The following is a 17,513-nucleotide window of genomic DNA, read 5'->3' as shown; positions in this document are numbered from 1 at the left end:
GGAGGCTCCTTCTTTCTTATCCCTTCACACTGCCTGCAGTCATACCTTCAATGATTTGACGCTGCAAAAACACATACACAACCAGGACCGGAATAATGCTTATGATTACCGCAGCAGACAGCGATGCAAAGTTTGTGCGATAGCCATCATTAAAGGTTGCCATACCCGTTGGAAGTGTTTTGAGTGATTCAGATGTTATAAATAGTTGGGACAAAATATATTCGTTCCAATTGCCAATGAAATTTAAAATAAAAACAGTAACTAGTGCCGGCATCGAAATCGGAATAATAATTCTGAAGAACAGACCGCTTGCGCCTAGCCCGTCCATAATGCCAGCTTCCTCAAGTTCATTTGGAATCGAAAGCATAAATGCATAAATAATAAACACGGTTATCGGCAAAGCATATGTGGTGTATACCAAAATTAATGACCAATGCGTATCATATAATGGCTGTCCAAACAAATGGATCTTTTGAATTAAACGGTACAACGGGATAAACAATGCACCCGCTGGGACGATTAGGCCAAGCAAAATGAAATTATAAACAGCTTTATTCATCTTCGTGTATTTCATCCGCGCAATCGCAAATGAGGTCATCGCTGCAAAAAGGAGCGTCAATACACAAGCTGCAACGGTTACAATTGTACTATTCAGCGCATATTTACCAATATTAGCCGTTTCCCAAGCAGCGATATAGTTATCGAAGTTAAAGCTAGTTGGCAAAGACCATGTATTTACAGTTATTTCACGGTTTGTTTTGAATGATGACATGAATAACCATAACAGAGGGAAGAGCACTACTGCAACATACCCCATTAAAAATGTATGCATCCACCATTGTGTGCCTCGGGAACGTTCCATTAGTACTGCACCTCCTCGCTTTTTGTGATGCGCTGTAAAATACCCGTAAGAATCAAAATAATAATGAACATCGCAACACCGATCGCGCTGCCATATCCAAGTTCAAGAGAGCGGAAGCCAACTTTAAGCATATAAGTCGCCATAACTTCTGTGGATTGGAAAGGACCGCCGTTCGTCATGATTTGTACGATATCAAGCACCTTCATCGTTCCCGAAACAGAAAGAAGCAGCATTACAAATAGGATTGGTCTTACAAGCGGCAATGTGATCATCCATGTTTCTTGCCAGCCGGTTACGCCATCCAGCTTAGAAGCTTCGATAATTTCTTTCGGAATGTTTAGAATTGCTGCCAAACAAAGTACTATGAAGAAGCCGATATTTTGCCATGCATTCGCGATAAGAATCGAGAGCATTGCAAGCTTAGGATCCGACAACCATTCGCGCGCCCAGCTTTCTGGTGCAACAAGACGAATTAATTGATTGATCATTCCTGAATCATAGTTGTACAAAACGCCGAACAATATGGCTACAGTAGCCGTCGATATAACAACCGGCACAAATACGGCCGATTTGTAAAAGTCACGCATCCGTCTAACTTTACTAATAATGATCGAAATCAAGAAGACGAGCGGAATGTTCACGATTAGGGAAAACGCCATGAAATAAAAGTTGTTTAAAAGTGCTTTTCTAAAAATTTCATCCTGCCACAATCTCGTAAAGTTATCAAATCCGATAAACACCTTCTCAGTAATGCCATCCCAACGAAAGAAACCGTAAAAAAAAGATACGATAACGGGATAAACAAAAAACAAAGCATATAAAGCAAGCGTCGGAATAATGAACGCCACGTAAGTAATCGGATTTTTGAGCGCTCTGTTCATAATGTCCTCCTTTTGTCCTAGCGTTAAAAGAGGGTGCCCTCCAGGAAGGAAGCACACCCTCTTGCATAGCAGGATCGAATGTAATGTGTTGCGATTACTTAGCTGCGTTCGCTTTATCTTGCGATGCTTGAATTTTTGCAGCTACTTTTTCTGGTGTGCTTACTTTACCGATAAGCTCTTGAATACCAACGTTAATGTCAGCGCCTACTGCTGGTTGAACGATTGCATCATAAGCTTTCCATGAGCTGGAAGCGTTAGCCATAACCGTCAAGATTTCAGTTGTAAGCGGGTCAACACCAGATAGATCGCTTAGTTTCAAAGAAGGAAGCAATTTGTCTTCTACCAAAGTACGTTTTTGAACCTCTTCGGAATAGAAGTTAGCGATAAATTTCTTAACTGCTGCAATTTGATCTTCAGTTAGCGTAGCAGAGAAACCAAAGCCGTTTGAGTATGATGCGTTGATTGATGTTTGGTCGCCAGCGCCGCCTTCGATTGAAGGGAATGCGAAGTAACCGATTTGACCTTTAAGGTCGCCTGCTTCGTCGCCTGAGAAGCGGTTAGCATCCCAAGTTCCTGTGAATACCATTGCTGCTTTACCGGAAAGCAATTGCGCACCTTGATCTGCGTATGCAAGACCTAGAGCACCTTTAGTGAAGAAATCTTTGTTAACAAGCTCAGCATAAGAAGCTAGACCTTTAACGAAGTTAGGATCAGTCCATTTTGCAGTACCAGCAACAACATCGCTGAATGCTTGGATGCCAACGTTACGCTCCATAACTGTGTTCCAAAGCATACCGTTTACCCAGCCGTCTTTAGCAGCCAAACCAAGTGGTGTGTAGCCAGCTGTTTTGATTTTTTCGGAGATTTCAACCAATTGCGTCCAAGTTGTAGGAATTTCCAAGCCTAGCTCAGAGAAAATTTTCTTGTTGTAGAAAATCGCTTCGCTATAGCCGCCGAAAGGAAGGCCATATACTTTGCCATCTACAGTGAACTCGTCCAAGCTTGCAAATTTGTCTGTAAGGCCAAGTTCTGCAATGATTGGTGTCAAGTCAAGCATGCGGTTAGCTTTTACGTAAAGGTTAAGGTCTGCTCCACCGAATACTTCAAAAATATCAGGAGGGTTGCCAGCAGCCATTTCAGCTTTCAGCTTTTGATCGCGGTTAACGATCTCGTCGATACCTTCAAGCTTGAAAGTAAGACCTTTATTTTCGTCTTGTGTTTTTGCAACAACATCTTCAAGAATTTTCAAACGAGTTTTGCTTGTTTCTTTAATTTGAGTGTGGCGAAGGGACAATGTTACGTCCTTTGCTGGTGCATCGGTTGCTGGTGCATCAGTTGCTGCATTCGTTGGTGCATTTGTTGCAGCGCCTTCATTTCCTTTACCAGCATTGTTACCGCCGCACGCCGATGCGACAATCATAAGGGAAAGCAGCGTAGTGGCAATTAGTGTAGATCTCTTTTTCATTGGGAAGACCTCCTCGTTTATGGTGTTGCTTGTTTGCCTCGCACATTTATTATAGTCCTGCAGAACCAATTCAAAGGAGGTCAAAAAAACGACGAGTTAGGGAGACAATTCTCTCATTTTTCAAAAGAGGGATAAAATCTTATAGCCCGTCGGGTTACTTTTCCCGACGGGCTATGTAAATTAATTTCACGTTTTAGTAACGCATATCCTTTGTTATCCCTCTAACAACCTCATAAAATCGCTGCCATTCTGGAATAGAACCTTGTATATGGTTATTTTCCACTATAATATTGTTTTCATTATGTGATGTTTTATCTTCACTATTCGTTTTTTGACCTTCAAGCTGCAATTTTTCTTGCTTTGCACGTAAACTGCCATCCGACAATTTTATCCCTCATCCCTTTAGCCAGCCTTTGCGCAGTGCAAAAAGCTCCCTAAGATCCTCAGTAGACATTTCCGTAATCCACTGCTCCGATTGACCGACCACTTGATCGTTAAGCGACTGCTTTCGCTCAATCATCTCGTCAATTTTCTCTTCAAGCGTTCCGAGTGTAATAAACTTATGCACCTGAACCTTCTTCGTCTGGCCGATTCGGAATGCCCGGTCGGTCGCTTGGTTCTCAACGGCAGGATTCCACCACCGGTCGAAATGGAAAACATGGTTTGCAGCGGTCAGATTAAGACCCGTTCCCCCCGCTTTTAGTGAAAGGACAAATGCGCAGCACGGCTCCTCCGCATTTTGAAACTGCTCAATCATTTGATCCCGCTTGACCTTAGGCACGCCGCCATGCAAATAAGGAACCGGCAAACCTATTCGCTCCTCAAGCAGTTGCTTCAGTTGGTGCCCCATATCGATATATTGGGTAAAGATAAGGCAGCGTTCACCTTCGGCAGCTATTTCCTCGCACATTTCAAGCAGCCTTGCTACTTTATTCGAACGTTCTATTTCCCATAAAGCCGCGGTATCCTCATGATTAAGCAGGGAAGGATGATCACATAATTGTTTCAGCTTGGTTAAAGCTGCAAGAATGAGACCTCTGCGCTGCATTGGACCTAGTTTATCCAAATTTTCAAGGAGATCTGCGACTAAATTTTCATACATCGCGCCTTGTTCAGCTGTCAACGTCATATACAGCTTCGTTTCATTTTTATCCGGCAAAGACAGCTGAATTGAAGGGTCCTTCTTAATTCTTCGCAGCATGAATGGTTTTACCCAGCTTTGAAGGCCAGCAATAAGCTTCTCATCTCGTGTTTTCTCTATCGGTGTGACGATCTCCTTGCGGAACTCGGTCATATTGCCAAGATAACCCGGATTTATAAAATCATAGATCGACCAGAGCTCTGTTAATCGATTTTCCATCGGCGTTCCTGTCAGAGCCAGGCGATGATTCGAAGGCAGTCTCCTTATTGCTGTAGATTGTTTTGTATATACGTTTTTAATATTTTGCGCTTCATCGAGGCAAAGAGCATCCCAATCCACTAAACACAAATCATCTTCATCCAGCTGTGCCAAGGAGTAAGAAGTTATGACCAAATCTGCCCCTGAAACGGAATCGCGGAATGATTCGCCTTTCTCCCGTTTGTTGCCGTAATGCAGCATGACATTAAGCGAGGGAGCAAAACGCTCGAGCTCCTTCTCCCAGTTGCCTATTACTGAAGTTGGGCAAATAAGCAGCGAAGGCCCTCCCATTTGAAGCTTCTTCTCCTTAATATAGACAAGGTAAGCCATAAATTGAATCGTTTTTCCGAGTCCCATATCATCTGCAAGCACACCGCCAAGCCCGAATTTCCTAAGAAAAAGCAGCCACGATACGCCTTCATACTGGTATGGTCGAAGCTCTCCCAAAAACGTAGCTGGAATTTCCGCCTGCGGTATTTCCTTAATTTGCTGCAGCTGCGTGAGCCATGCCGTTAAATGGTCATTCAGCTCAACTTCCGTGTCCATAGACGAATCAAGCTCACCGCTGTCATCGAGCGGGATGCCGCCTCTTAAATGCATTTCCAGCACATCACGGAAAGATAGTCCTTTGCGTTTACCCATCCGCTTCAGCCACTGTTTAATTTGCGTCACATCCTGTGGGTCCAAATGAACCCATTCGCCGCCGACATTGAAGAGACGACGGTTTTGCTCTGCCAACTGCAGAAATTCGGCTTCGGTCAAATTCACATCACCAAGAGCCAGCTTCCAATCAAATTGTACGATTTGATCAAGTCCAAACATGGGCTGGGCCGCTGAGCCTACTGAAGATTTCATCTTCGCCTTCAAACGAAGCTTGCGATTGCGAACCGCTTCCCACCAGCTAGGCAATAAGACCGGACAACCTGCCTCCAGCAGTTGAACGCTTGCATGCTCAAGAAACTTCCATGCTTCATTATCCGATAAGGTGTATCTTAGCTTGTCGTCGTTTTCCGCTTCTGTTAGATCAGGAAGAGCATTCATCCATTTCTGCTGCTCCTTAGCCAGTTTGCCATCTAGAAGCGGAAGCCATTCTTGCGGAATGATTTGTCCATCATCCGTATCCGCTTCCCAGCCGTCCTCACTGATATTCTGGCGAATAGGCAGCCACGGTCCGCCATCACGATTTTGCAGAGCGGGTCGAAGCCTCCAAATGGATGACTCCTGCGGCTCCACTAGCTGAAGCGCAATTCGGAATGGAAGGACATCCTTCCTAAGCCCAATGGCAATGAGCCAATCTTCCTCATCAACCGCTTTTCTCCTCAGCACCGCTTCTCCAGAAGCATTTCCTATTTCCCTCCAAGCCTGTGCCGCCTGTTCGTTTTCTTCAATCATTTGTTCAATTGCTCCGCTAATCCACTGTTCAATTCCTTTATCGCCGTTCTGATTAGCAGCTGCTACAATAGCATTCCATTGCTGGTTGCGCTCGGTATCCTGCTCAGGAATAGCCATTCTCCAGCTTCGCTTCTCTTCCGTCCAACGCTCCCAATCAGGCATATACCAACCGTTAAGAAGCGCAATTCTTATTAACTCTGCCATTTGCATCAAGACCGTCAAACGCTCCGTCCACTCTACTTGAAGCAGGCGAACATGCTGAGGCGAGGATAAATAATCAATGGCAAGGAGCGGCGGAACCTTCAGCATCTTACGCTCACCAACACTGACTTCCTCTACATCCGCTCCATACCAAGATGCCTTGTGCCATGCGAACAATAGGGATCGCAGCTTGCCATCCGCGGAATCCTTGCGATCGACAGCGCTTAACCAAATGGACGTACCCTCTTCTTCGCTCCAAAATCCGTCTATCGTCAACTTGCGCGCGCCAATGTAAGTTCTCATGTAACTATTTTCCCTTTCCACAGCTCTTCCTGAAATGCTCGCAATCGCTGATGCTTACTTACAAGTCCAGAAATATATTGATTCCATCTCACTTCATCTTTATCTGCTTTATATAACCGCTCCAGCTTCTTAAGCTGCTTTACCGCAATTCGGTAGCCTTGACGGTTCCGTGATTGGATGGACGATTCAACCGATTGATGATACATGGGCATTAGCGCGCGAGGCGCAAGCTTAGCAATTTCTCGAAGCGCATGAGCGCCGACATCCTCAGGGCTTGATCCAATCAGCATTTGTAAATCAGCCCATTCATCATAACGCTTCTGACCCAGCCAATGGTCAGATAATTCTGAATAAGAATGGGGCAGCAATTGTTTCATATAATCGGTCCATATCGGCATTTCAGGCCGGTCAAGATCTGCTCTTCGGCATAATGTAACGAACGGTCCCACCGAACGGCCATTTTTCGATTTATTGATTCGCTCGAACAAGAAGCTCATCCACTGCTCTACAAGCTCCCATTTCCCTTCTTCCATCCGCTGTGCGGCGCAAGGATACATCACTTTCTGAGAGCGCTCAAAGCTTGTTAATGCAAAATGAGCAATTGCCTTCTCATCCTGCTTGTCAAAAAAATACATGATGCCAATCGCAGTATGCAAAAATGCCTTATTGACGTCTTCGACATTTTCATTCATCGACAGCTCAACCATAGAAGCTAACTCCCGCTCAAACCAGCTGCGGCTCTCTGAAAGCTTCTCGCATAAAACTAAATAGATATACTCCCAGTCAAAAAGCTGCTTTTCGGTACTCGATGCCCATACTTTCACTCGAGCGATTAATGCATCCGCCCAAGCTTCTTCCCGCAGCTCCATTGCTTCGGGAGTTAGCTCGGATACCAATGTATATAAATGCTCCACCCAAGGCTCTGCCATCCGGATGAACGACATTTCATGATAATATCTGCTGAACGAGTCCACCGTATTGATCGCTCGCTCTGCTTGCTCCAGCACAAAGATGATGGCTGTTGACCAATGCAAACGCTGCATCCTTTTTTCCCAATCCTTAGCCAGCCCCTTTAATGAGGACAATAATGGTTGAAGGGCATGGAGAGAGTGCCGGCATTTCCGCCATACGTCGCCATGTGTCGCTTCCATCCATTCCAGCCACTCCTCAGCTGACGCTTGTTCACCGGGTTCACGAGGCAAAACAGGGGCAGCTTCGGGCGGCGGTGCTGCAGCCTGTGTATTTTTGAGCAGCGCACTCGCGGAAGACAACCCCAGCAAGCGAAAATAGGATCGCTCCGCCAGTGTATGTCCCCCCTCCTGCTGACTGCAATATTGAAAATAAACAGCAGCCATATGCTTGCAAAATCCTGTATAAGGACAAGTACATGAGCTATAACGCAACTGACCAGCATCAAGGATGACCGCATAAAGATCCGATCCTTGCACGACCCCATAAAGATGATCATGGCTTCCCTCATTCGCGCTGTTCACTTTACCTTCCATGTAATAATGCCAGCCCCGCTTCATAATCGTTGTCTCAACATGGACGTTCAGTTGTTGCTCAATTAGCGCGTGCAGCTTTTCATTGAGGTGCATCATAGACATTCACCCGCTTCCTTTCCGTTCACTTGCATTCTTTCTATTATACCAAGCCAGAAAGGCTGGTGCCATCATTTGACGTTAAAAGCTGGATTACAATTGCAAATGAAATAAGCAGCAGGATAAAAAAAGCCTTACCGACGAAGATCTTCGCTCGGCAAGGCATAAAACAATATTATAATGGCATCTTCACAGTAAATGTTAATTTCCCAGCCGGCTCTGCAGCCACATAAACATCACCTTTATATTGCTTTGCAATCGTTTTTACAATCGATAAACCTAAGCCTTGATGATCCTGCTGCTTAGTGGAATAACCCGCTTCAAATATAGGATTCGAAATGGCAAGCTCCGCATCGTCACAATTATTTGTTACCGTAAATTCCAGCATATCCGCCGTTTGTTTGCCGATAAGCGTAACATGGCGTCGATCCTCCGAGTATTTCAATACCTCATCAAAAGCATTATCGATCAAATTGCCAAGCATACGATTGACATCAAGCGTTCTAACGCCCATTTCCTGCATATTCAGTCCGGTAAAGGAGCAGCTGAATTGAATTTTGTTGCTTTCTGCTTGTGAAATTTTGGAACGAACCAAAGCTGCTATGGCCGGATTGCCAATATTGATAATATCGTTCATTAATCGAATATCACCGGTCAGCTCCTTCGTATAAGCAACGAGCTCATGCGATTTGTTAAGCTCTGCGAGAGAGTGAATGGTCTGGACATGATTCAAGAAATCATGCCTCTGCGCTCGAATAGACTGGAACATTTGATTAATCTCTTCGACATAGGTCTCCTGCGTGACGCGAACAACCTTGTCGCGAGAATGCCTGTAATATCTCATTGCAAATACAGCTATCAACAAACTGAAAAAGGTAACACTTAAAATGATAATGCCTAAATTCAGAAACTGAGAGTCCAGCTTATCCTGAATGACGTGATAATCAGAGGTCATCATTAGCACATAGCTATTCATAGGCTGACCGTCACGATCGGTAATATTAATACCATGCTCATTAACAAATACCGGAATATACATTTTGAATATCTCTTTGCCGCCGATATTCTCTCTTATGGTAACCGTCTTCTTGGAGAAGTAAGCTTTGCGGACTAAATTCGTATCCTGCTTTGATTTAATATTATACGTGCCGTAAAAGATCGGTTCCTGCACTTTATGGCCTTGAACCTCGCCTTGCGGATTAATCGTATTTTTCCCATCAGGAAATGTCTCCGGATTAATAAAAGCAATTTCAAGCAATGAATCGCTGCTTTGAATTGAATTTTCAATCATGCGGTGAACACCTGTCGCATTCTCATACTTTTGTTGTCGCTCATAATCTACATAAGGATCAATAATATAGTTTGTAGCTCCGTCGTAGTAGTAACCCCATTTGTTAAGCTTATCAACATTTGTTGCCGAAACCTCATAAGGTCCGCTCCAGAAGTTCGGAAGGGATTGTCCAAGCCAGTTAACCGATGCATTTTTGTTTTCGAATAGCTGGTTGAACACCTCGTACCATGGCTTCCATTCTTTTGTACTAATATTGGTCTGCTTAGCGTTGGATGATTTGTATAAAACAATGTCATCAGGCAATTTTTTGAGAAGGGTAATGTGGCTTAGGTCCAGCTTATCGCGCAGCTCCATGAGCTGCTCCGTCGTTACTTTCTCAATATCGGGATCAAGCGCATATTGAATTGCAATCGAGGCGGCGCGAAGTTCACGTCCAATTTGGTTTTGAAACTGTTCCGAGCCTTCGCGGGATTGCTCGAGCGAAATCTCCAGCCGCTTGGCATGTGTCAGAAGCTCTTCATTAAAGGAATCTTCCAGCGTTTTTTTTGTGAGAAAATAATAAGCCGTATTATTTAATAAAACTAAAACGACGATAATACTAATCGCCACAAGCCAAATGTTGCGTTGCATCTCAAGCATCTTGCCCTTCTATTTATTATAGCTTCCATTATGGATCATCCTAAACTAAACGACAATATGACAATCACTAACAAATGATTACAAATACATGAATATCAACCAAAGCGCTAGTATTTCGTTCTAGGTTAAACCGTCCATTTTTTGAAAAACAATCGAACGGCCCACTTGCGCTCCTGCCGCTTCTTATAACGCGGAAGCATACGATAAATTCGAAGTCCTTCTTCAATGGCGTTTTTGGCTTCAGCCGTATTCCCTAATTTCTTATAAATCGTAGTAAGTTGATCATATGCCTCGCAGGATGAGGAGTTTATCGATTGAAAGGATTGGATATGCTTAAGCGCTTGCTCCGTTTGGCCATTCGAGAAATGAGCCGCTAGATTCAAGTATGGTGCACCGTATTTGACGCGTGGATTAAGCTCCAGTCCCCGAAGTATGCTTGCTGCCCCCTTTTCCTCATCACCGGAATATAAATAACTAGTCCCTAAGTCATCCCAAAATTCAGCTGATTCATCAAGCATAGGCTGCAGCGGAACAAGCCAGGTTAAAGCTTCTTTATACTTCTTTCTCTCCATTAAAAGACGAGCCAACTCATGCTTGGAGGACACATCATTTGGCGAACGATCAATTTGCTGTTTCAGTTTTTTAATTCTGGATATTCTTTTTAGTGGTTTAAATATGCTTGGCATTAACCCGACAAACCGACGATCAAGCACATACAGCAGGAGAAGCATGACAAGAATGGCTATAAACGGATTGCCAAACAACCAAAATAAAAATATTAAAAGACTAAATTTTAACATATGGTCCTCCTGCACGCTTTGTAATTAACATTCAATTCGTAAGCTAATCCATCATTTATTGTACAAATATGGTTCTATCATACCATAATCTTCACATTTTTTGAGCAAAAATAGCATTTCATTACTATATCTAATGTATGAATAATAAAAACTTGTATGACTTAAACTAAACGCTAGAAATATCAATTGCATTAAATTGGAGGATGAAAACATCATGGCGACGAATGAGACACCAGATTCGACATTAACTGATCGGCAAGGTCACCCGATCTCAGACAATCAAAATATTCGTACCGTTGGCAATCGTGGTCCGTCTACACTGGAGAACTATCATTTCATCGAGAAAATATCTCATTTTGACAGAGAACGTATTCCAGAACGTGTTGTGCACGGCCGCGGCGCAGGTGCGCACGGTTATTTCGAGGCTTACGGCAAGCTTGGCGAAGAGCCCATTGCAAAATATACGAGAGCCAAGCTATTTCAAGAGCCGGGCAAGCGTACGCCCGTATTCGTTCGTTTTTCCAGCGTTATTCACGGAGGCCATTCACCAGAAACGCTGCGCGATCCACGCGGGTTTGCTACCAAGTTTTATACTGAAGATGGCAACTGGGATCTTGTCGGCAACAATCTGAAAATATTTTTCATACGGGATGCGATGAAATTTCCTGACATGGTTCATGCATTCAAGCCCGACCCAGTCACCAATGTACAAAGTATGGAACGTTTTTTTGATTTTGTATCTCAATCGCCGGAAGCTACCCATATGATTACCTTTTTGTTCTCGCCTTGGGGAATACCCGCGAACTATAGGCAAATGCAGGGCTCCGGCGTCAATACATACAAATGGATTAATGCCGCAGGCGAAGGCGTACTCGTCAAATACCATTGGGAGCCGCTTCAAGGCATTCGCAACCTAAAACAAAGTGAAGCAGAGCAAATTCAAGGGAAAAATTTCAATCACGGAACCCAAGATTTATATGAAGCCATCGAACGTGGTGAATATCCCGCTTGGGAATTACAAGTGCAGTGGATGAGCGACGACGAGCATGAAGAGCTTGATTTTGACCCGCTGGACGACACAAAGCTTTGGGACCCTGAATTATTCCCGATGCTGCCCGTTGGGAAGATGGTCTTAAACAAAAATCCGGAAAACTACTTTGCTGAAGTCGAGCAAGCGGCTTTTGGCACAGGCGTACTCGTTGATGGTCTAGATTTCTCTGACGATAAGATGCTGCAGGGCCGGACGTTTTCCTATTCCGATACTCAGCGCCACCGCGTCGGCTCCAACTACCTTCAATTGCCGATCAACGCACCGAAGAAACGTGTCGCTACCAATCAGCGTGACGGACAAATGGCTTTCTATATTGACATTGCACCCGGCCAAAATCCGCATGTCAATTATGAGCCGTCTACAATGGGCGGATTAACGGAAGCTCCAAAGTCGGGTGAGCCTCATGAGCCCTCCTATTCCGCAAAACTTGTAAAACAGCCTATCGATCGTCAAAACAATTTCAAACAAGCTGGGGAGACCTATCGCAAATTCGAGGACTGGGAGAAGGATGAGCTCATCGAAAATTTGGTAGATGCACTCAGCACATGCAGCACCGTTATTCGTGATCAAATGATTCAGCATTTTACAGAAGCGGATCCCGAATATGGCAAACGTGTGAAGGAAGGGCTGAAGACAAACGATAAGCTCGGCAACAGCACAAAACACGTTGGAACAACGCCTGCAAACGAAGGAATGGAGCTTTCTGAGGAGCTCGGTCACTCCACTGACGGTTATTGAAAATGATGAAAGTGATATTTTTCAAGTGAATACCCTCTTGACGAAAGCGTTTTACATTCATATGATGTTAATATTCAAATGAATGGTGTTAAACATCATTTTATCGATTAAAACGATCAATCACATGAAATTGGCGTGTTACTCACTAAAAGAGGCATGAGCCAAGAACAGATTACCTTCTAATTTCTTTTTAGAACGGTTTTCTTTTCTTGGCTCTTTTTTTTGCCAGATGGGCACCTTAATGACAAAGGAGGGATTTCAAGTATGGCTCGCGCCTTTCGGGTTGAACGCGCAATCGGCAACAATGTGTTATTAACAATTGATGTGCAAACGGAGAAAGAATACGTCATTTTTGGCAAAGGATTAGGGTTCAGTCTTAAAGCCGGACAAACCATTGATCGAACCGATAACCGCATAGAAAAACGATTTCGTTTGGACGATTCCGAACAAATGAAGAAATATCACACGTATCTTGAAGAAATCGATCCAACCATCATTGATATGACAGAGCGAATAGCCGATTACATCAAGCAGAAAACGGGTGTCGAAGTAAACCCGAAACTATATTTCACACTGCCGAGCCACATCCAATTTGCTGTTTATCGGCTTCACAATGGCATGGATATTGTAAATCCCTTTCTAAACGAGACGAAGCAGAGCTTTCCTTTAGAGTTCGAAATTGCCGCCAAATTGGCTGAGTGGATTAGTGAGCAATTCCACGTCGGCATCCCGGAAGAAGAAATAGGGTTTTTATCGTTTCATGTTTATTCTGGAATTCACAATGTACCGGTAGGGCAACTTATTAAACAAGTAGACCAACACTAGGAGGATATTATTATGCTATCTAAACTTTTTGGAAAATCAAAACAAAAAACAATTGAAGTATCAGCACCCTTGTCAGGAAAGGTCGTACCGTTAACCGCTGTTCCTGATGAAGCTTTCGCAGGCAAACATATGGGTGACGGACTTGCGATTGAGCCGTCTGAAGGGACAATCGTCGCACCTTTCGAAGGTACTGTATCTCATCTTATTCATACCAATCATGCCATTATTATTGAGCATGCATCAGGCCTGCAGCTTCTCATTCACATCGGCATCAATACTGTAGCACTAAATGGCGATGGTTTTGAGGCTCATGTAGCTTCAGGTGACACCTTTCAAGCCGGTGATGCACTTATAACATTTGATCGCGCCAAAATCGAAGCTGCAGGTTATCCATCCATCACACCTATCGTTGTCGCAAACGAGGATGATGTGAAGCAGTTGGAACATTTGCTCACCAGCGGTTCTGTCACAGCTGGCAAAGAGCTTCTGCTCAAGGCAACTATGAACGGCTAAAGAAGCACCCCTACACTTGGATTAGAAAAGAGGACGAATAACTATGCTGGCCTTCCTACAAAAAATAGGTAAAGCATTAATGCTTCCAGTCGCCGCTCTTCCAGCGGCTTCCATCTTGCTTCGTTTTGGTAATATTGACTATGTGAAAGACTTTCACATGGGCAGCGCAGGAGAGTTTATTAATCAATACATCGCACCGTTTCTTGCTGCTGGCGGCGCCGCAATTTTCGATAACTTACCGCTCATATTTGCCGTCGGTGTTGCCATCGGACTTGCTGGTGATGCAGTTGCCGCACTGGCTGCCGTTATTGCGTACCAAGTTCTTGTAACCGTTCAAATTAAAGTGCCGCTCGTCTTTACCAACATTGTTGGAAAAGATGTTGAACTCAACATGGGCGTCCTTGGCGGTATTATTGCTGGTTTGATCTCAGCGTACTTATATAAAAGATTTCATACGATCAAGCTGCCCGATTGGCTTGGCTTCTTCAGCGGCAAACGATTTGTCCCTATCATAACCTCGCTCGTTATGGTTATCGTTGCTCTCTTGCTCGGTCTTGTCTGGGGTCCTGTTCAAATGGCGCTGGATACTTTTGGCCGCTGGGTCGTTGGTTTTGGCGGAATCGGCTCCTTTGTTTTTCTTACAGCCAACCGACTGCTTATTCCTACCGGCTTGCATCATGTTATTAATTCCATCGCTTGGTTCCAAATCGGTGACTATACAGATGCAACAGGCAAAGTAGTGCACGGTGACTTATATCGCTTTTTCGCTGGAGACAAAACAGCGGGCATGTTTATGACTGGCTTCTTCCCGATTATGATGTTTGCACTGCCAGCAGGCGCGCTTGCGATTATCCACACAGCTCGCAAGGAGAAGCGCAAACTCGTTGCTTCCATATTTATTGGTACGGCATTCGCTTCATTCCTGACAGGGATCACAGAACCGCTTGAATTTGCTTTTATGTTCGCAGCGCCGTTTCTATTTGTCATTCATGCCATCTTAACGGGGTTATCCGGCTTCATCCTCTATCAGCTGGAGGTTAGGCATGGGTTTGGCTTCTCAGCTGGTTTTATCGATTATGCGATCAATTATCAGCTCGCGACGAATCCGCTGCTCATTATTCCAGTAGGCCTTGCCTTTGCCGTCGTGTATTATTTCTTATTTCGCTTTATCATCGTCAAATTCAATATTAAGACGCCAGGTCGCGAAGATGAGACGGCCGAGGACAAAGCCGATAACAAAGAAAAGACTGCAGCCGCATCTGGCAGTAAAGCAGAAAATGTGCTGCATGCGCTCGGCGGATCTTCAAATATCGTCGGTCTAGATGCTTGTATTACACGTCTTCGCTTAGTTGTGAAGGATGAATCGATTGTCAATGATACACAGCTAAAGGGCATGGGCGCAGCAGGCATTATCCGTTTAGGCAAAGGCGCAGTGCAAGTTATATTCGGCACGCAGTCCGAGCAGTTGAAAGACGAAATCAAAAAAATAATGTAACAACAACCATAATAGGAGTGAAAAACGATGAAAAACAGCTTTGTTATACAAAATCCATTTGGCATACATGCAAGACCAGCACGCAAGATTGTTGAAGCAGCAAAGGCATTCACAGGAACAGTTACACTAGAGAAGGATGGCAAAAGCTTCAATGCCAAAAGTCTAGTTCATGTCATCTCCGTTGGGGCAAAACTTGGAGACAGCATTGCCGTTTCCGCTGAGGGTGAGCACGCTGAGGCTGTTGTAGCTGCTATTGGAGAGATTCTTGTCTCTATTGAGGCGCATGCAGAAAAGGGGCAATAAAAGATGATGCTTCAAGGAATTGCCGCATCTCCTGGATATGCGATCGGCGTAGCTAAAGTATTGTCTACAAAACCTCTCCAGATCGTGAAGGTTCACTTAGAAGACAACCAGTTGGACGATGAAATTAACCGTTTTGAAGCTGCAATTGCTTCAACACATGTAGAGCTTGAAGCCATCCATGCCAAGCTGATTGCTCAGAACAAAGAGCATGAGGCAGAAATATTTGAAGCGCATCTGATGCTGCTCGAGGACGAAGAGCTCATCGACCGTTCGAAAGATATCGTCAGATCCGAACGGATCAATGTAGAATTTGCCTTTTTGAGCACCTCTGAAGAGATTGCTGAAATGATTGGCGCGCTGGATGATCCCTACTTGAAGGAAAGAGCAGCCGATATTCGTGATGTAAGTCGGCGCGTATTGAACAAGCTGCAAGGCATTTCATCAACATCCTTGAATGATGAGTCAGGTTCTATCATTCTGTTTGCTGAAGATTTAACACCTTCGGACACAGCTCAGCTCGATCCAAGCAAAGTGATTGGCTTCGCAACGCAAGCAGGCGGGCGCACTTCCCACTCTGCCATTATTGCAAGGTCAATCGGCATCCCTGCCATTGTCGGAATCGGCAGCTCCATGGAGCAGGCAGTGAAAAACGGCCAAACCGTCATCATTGACGGGACAGATGGGCATATTTACGTGGACCCGGATAATGAAACGTTAACTCGATATTCACAATTGCAGAATCAGCAGCTTGAAAGCAAGCAATTTTATCAAACCTTTATGAATCAGCCTTCCGTAAGCAGCGATGGCGTACAGGTAGAGCTTGTAGCAAATATCGGCTTAGTTAAGGATGCAGAGCTTGCCGCTGCGGCAGGAGCTGAAGGCATCGGACTCTTTCGTACAGAGTTTCTATATATGGACACAGCTGGGCTGCCCTCCGAGGATACACAGTTTGAAGCTTATCGCAAAGCAGCAGAAGCGTTTGGAAACGATGCGCCTATCGTCATTCGAACGATAGATATTGGCGGAGACAAGGAAATTGCATACCTCAACCTGCCTAAGGAAGACAACCCATTCCTTGGTTACCGTGCCATTCGTATCTGCTTGGATCGACCGGATATGTTCAAGACACAACTTCGGGCGATTTTGCGGGCCAGCGCATACGGCAACTTAAAAATTATGTTCCCTATGATTGCTACACTGGGTGAATGGCGCCAAGCTAAAGCTATGCTGGAAGAAACAAAGCAGGAACTGACCGAAGCAGGCATTCCCTTTAACTCTGGGATCGAAGCCGGTATCATGATCGAAATTCCAGCAGCGGCTCTGCTAGCGGATTTATTCGCCAAGGAAGTTGATTTCTTCAGTATCGGAACAAACGATTTAGTTCAGTACACATTTGCTGCAGATCGTATGAATCCTAAGCTTTCCTATCTAAACGATCCGCTTCATCCAGCTATTTTACAGCTCATTAATCGTGTTATTACAGCCGCTCATGCTCATGGCAAATGGGTGGGGATGTGCGGTGAAATGGCGGGCTCGAAGCTTGCACTGCCGATCCTGCTCGGTCTAGGTTTAGATGAGTTTAGTATGAGCGCAAGTGCAATACTTCCTGCTCGCGCTTTGCTAGCAAATCTATCTCAGCAGGAAATGAAGCAGATAGCGCAGGCCGTTCTGGCACTAAGCTCAGCTGAAGAGGTTAAAGCCTATGTGGAGCAGCATGTTTCTGGATTAAAATAAAATTTCTGCAAAAGAGGCTG

At 44.6% G+C, this 17,513-nt stretch carries 14 protein-coding genes; 6 read left to right on the top strand and 8 right to left on the bottom strand.

Features of this window, described 5'->3' with window-relative positions; translation table 11 throughout:
• Window positions 1-16 precede the first annotated feature (16 nt).
• The 8 genes from AB4Z45_RS10920 to AB4Z45_RS10885 form a co-directional block, all read right to left on the bottom strand.
• The gene (locus AB4Z45_RS10920) at window positions 17-862 is read right to left on the bottom strand and encodes a carbohydrate ABC transporter permease (protein ID WP_076270205.1); all 846 of its coding nucleotides are present in this window, start codon (window positions 860-862) and stop codon (window positions 17-19) included.
• Window positions 862-1,743, bottom strand: a complete 882-nt coding sequence (locus AB4Z45_RS10915) for a carbohydrate ABC transporter permease (RefSeq protein ID WP_076270206.1) — start codon at window positions 1,741-1,743, stop codon at window positions 862-864. The genes AB4Z45_RS10920 and AB4Z45_RS10915 overlap by 1 nt, the downstream gene beginning before the upstream one ends.
• 94 nt (window positions 1,744-1,837) lie before the next feature.
• Complete coding sequence (locus tag AB4Z45_RS10910; protein ID WP_339204019.1) at window positions 1,838-3,208, bottom strand: extracellular solute-binding protein; 1,371 nt, start codon at window positions 3,206-3,208, stop codon at window positions 1,838-1,840.
• Between the two features lie 193 nt (window positions 3,209-3,401).
• A complete protein-coding gene (locus AB4Z45_RS10905) occupies window positions 3,402-3,593 on the bottom strand; it encodes a hypothetical protein (protein WP_441909232.1) in 192 nt (63 codons plus the stop codon).
• A gap of 9 nt (window positions 3,594-3,602) precedes the next feature.
• A complete protein-coding gene (locus AB4Z45_RS10900) occupies window positions 3,603-6,503 on the bottom strand; it encodes a DEAD/DEAH box helicase (RefSeq protein ID WP_441909230.1) in 2,901 nt (966 codons plus the stop codon).
• Window positions 6,500-8,110: an SWIM zinc finger family protein gene (locus AB4Z45_RS10895; protein ID WP_441909229.1), complete on the bottom strand. Its 1,611-nt coding sequence runs from the start codon at window positions 8,108-8,110 to the stop codon at window positions 6,500-6,502. Before AB4Z45_RS10895 ends, AB4Z45_RS10900 begins: the two co-directional genes overlap by 4 nt.
• 169 nt (window positions 8,111-8,279) lie before the next feature.
• A complete protein-coding gene (locus tag AB4Z45_RS10890) occupies window positions 8,280-10,034 on the bottom strand; it encodes a sensor histidine kinase (protein WP_441909228.1) in 1,755 nt (584 codons plus the stop codon).
• A 125-nt stretch (window positions 10,035-10,159) separates the two neighbouring features.
• Window positions 10,160-10,834: a tetratricopeptide repeat protein gene (locus tag AB4Z45_RS10885; protein WP_441909227.1), complete on the bottom strand. Its 675-nt coding sequence runs from the start codon at window positions 10,832-10,834 to the stop codon at window positions 10,160-10,162.
• Window positions 10,835-11,048: 214 nt separating this feature from the next.
• Between AB4Z45_RS10885 and AB4Z45_RS10880 the strand changes: the two genes are divergently transcribed.
• The 6 genes from AB4Z45_RS10880 to ptsP all read left to right on the top strand — a co-directional run bounded on the left by AB4Z45_RS10880 (window position 11,049) and on the right by ptsP (window position 17,493).
• Window positions 11,049-12,623, top strand: coding sequence for a catalase (locus AB4Z45_RS10880; RefSeq protein ID WP_441909226.1), 1,575 nt, complete (start codon window positions 11,049-11,051; stop codon window positions 12,621-12,623).
• A 264-nt stretch (window positions 12,624-12,887) separates the two neighbouring features.
• Window positions 12,888-13,448, top strand: coding sequence for a PRD domain-containing protein (locus tag AB4Z45_RS10875; RefSeq protein ID WP_441909225.1), 561 nt, complete (start codon window positions 12,888-12,890; stop codon window positions 13,446-13,448).
• A gap of 12 nt (window positions 13,449-13,460) precedes the next feature.
• A complete protein-coding gene (locus AB4Z45_RS10870) occupies window positions 13,461-13,961 on the top strand; it encodes a PTS sugar transporter subunit IIA (protein ID WP_441909224.1) in 501 nt (166 codons plus the stop codon).
• Window positions 13,962-14,004: 43 nt separating this feature from the next.
• Window positions 14,005-15,456 carry an N-acetylglucosamine-specific PTS transporter subunit IIBC gene (gene nagE, locus AB4Z45_RS10865; protein WP_076270215.1) on the top strand — a complete coding sequence of 484 codons (1,452 nt, stop codon included), beginning with the start codon at window positions 14,005-14,007 and terminating at the stop codon, window positions 15,454-15,456.
• Between the two features lie 27 nt (window positions 15,457-15,483).
• Window positions 15,484-15,759, top strand: a complete 276-nt coding sequence (locus AB4Z45_RS10860; protein WP_076270216.1) for an HPr family phosphocarrier protein — start codon at window positions 15,484-15,486, stop codon at window positions 15,757-15,759.
• A gap of 3 nt (window positions 15,760-15,762) precedes the next feature.
• Window positions 15,763-17,493, top strand: a complete 1,731-nt coding sequence (gene ptsP / locus AB4Z45_RS10855) for a phosphoenolpyruvate--protein phosphotransferase (protein WP_441909223.1) — start codon at window positions 15,763-15,765, stop codon at window positions 17,491-17,493.
• The last annotated feature ends 20 nt before the right edge of the window (window positions 17,494-17,513 follow it).

It is taken from the genome of Paenibacillus sp. MCAF9 (assembly GCF_052114265.1).
GTDB lineage: Bacteria > Bacillota > Bacilli > Paenibacillales > Paenibacillaceae > Pristimantibacillus.
Note: the sequence above shows the minus strand (reverse complement) of the source record. Positions and strands in the feature narration are given on the sequence as shown.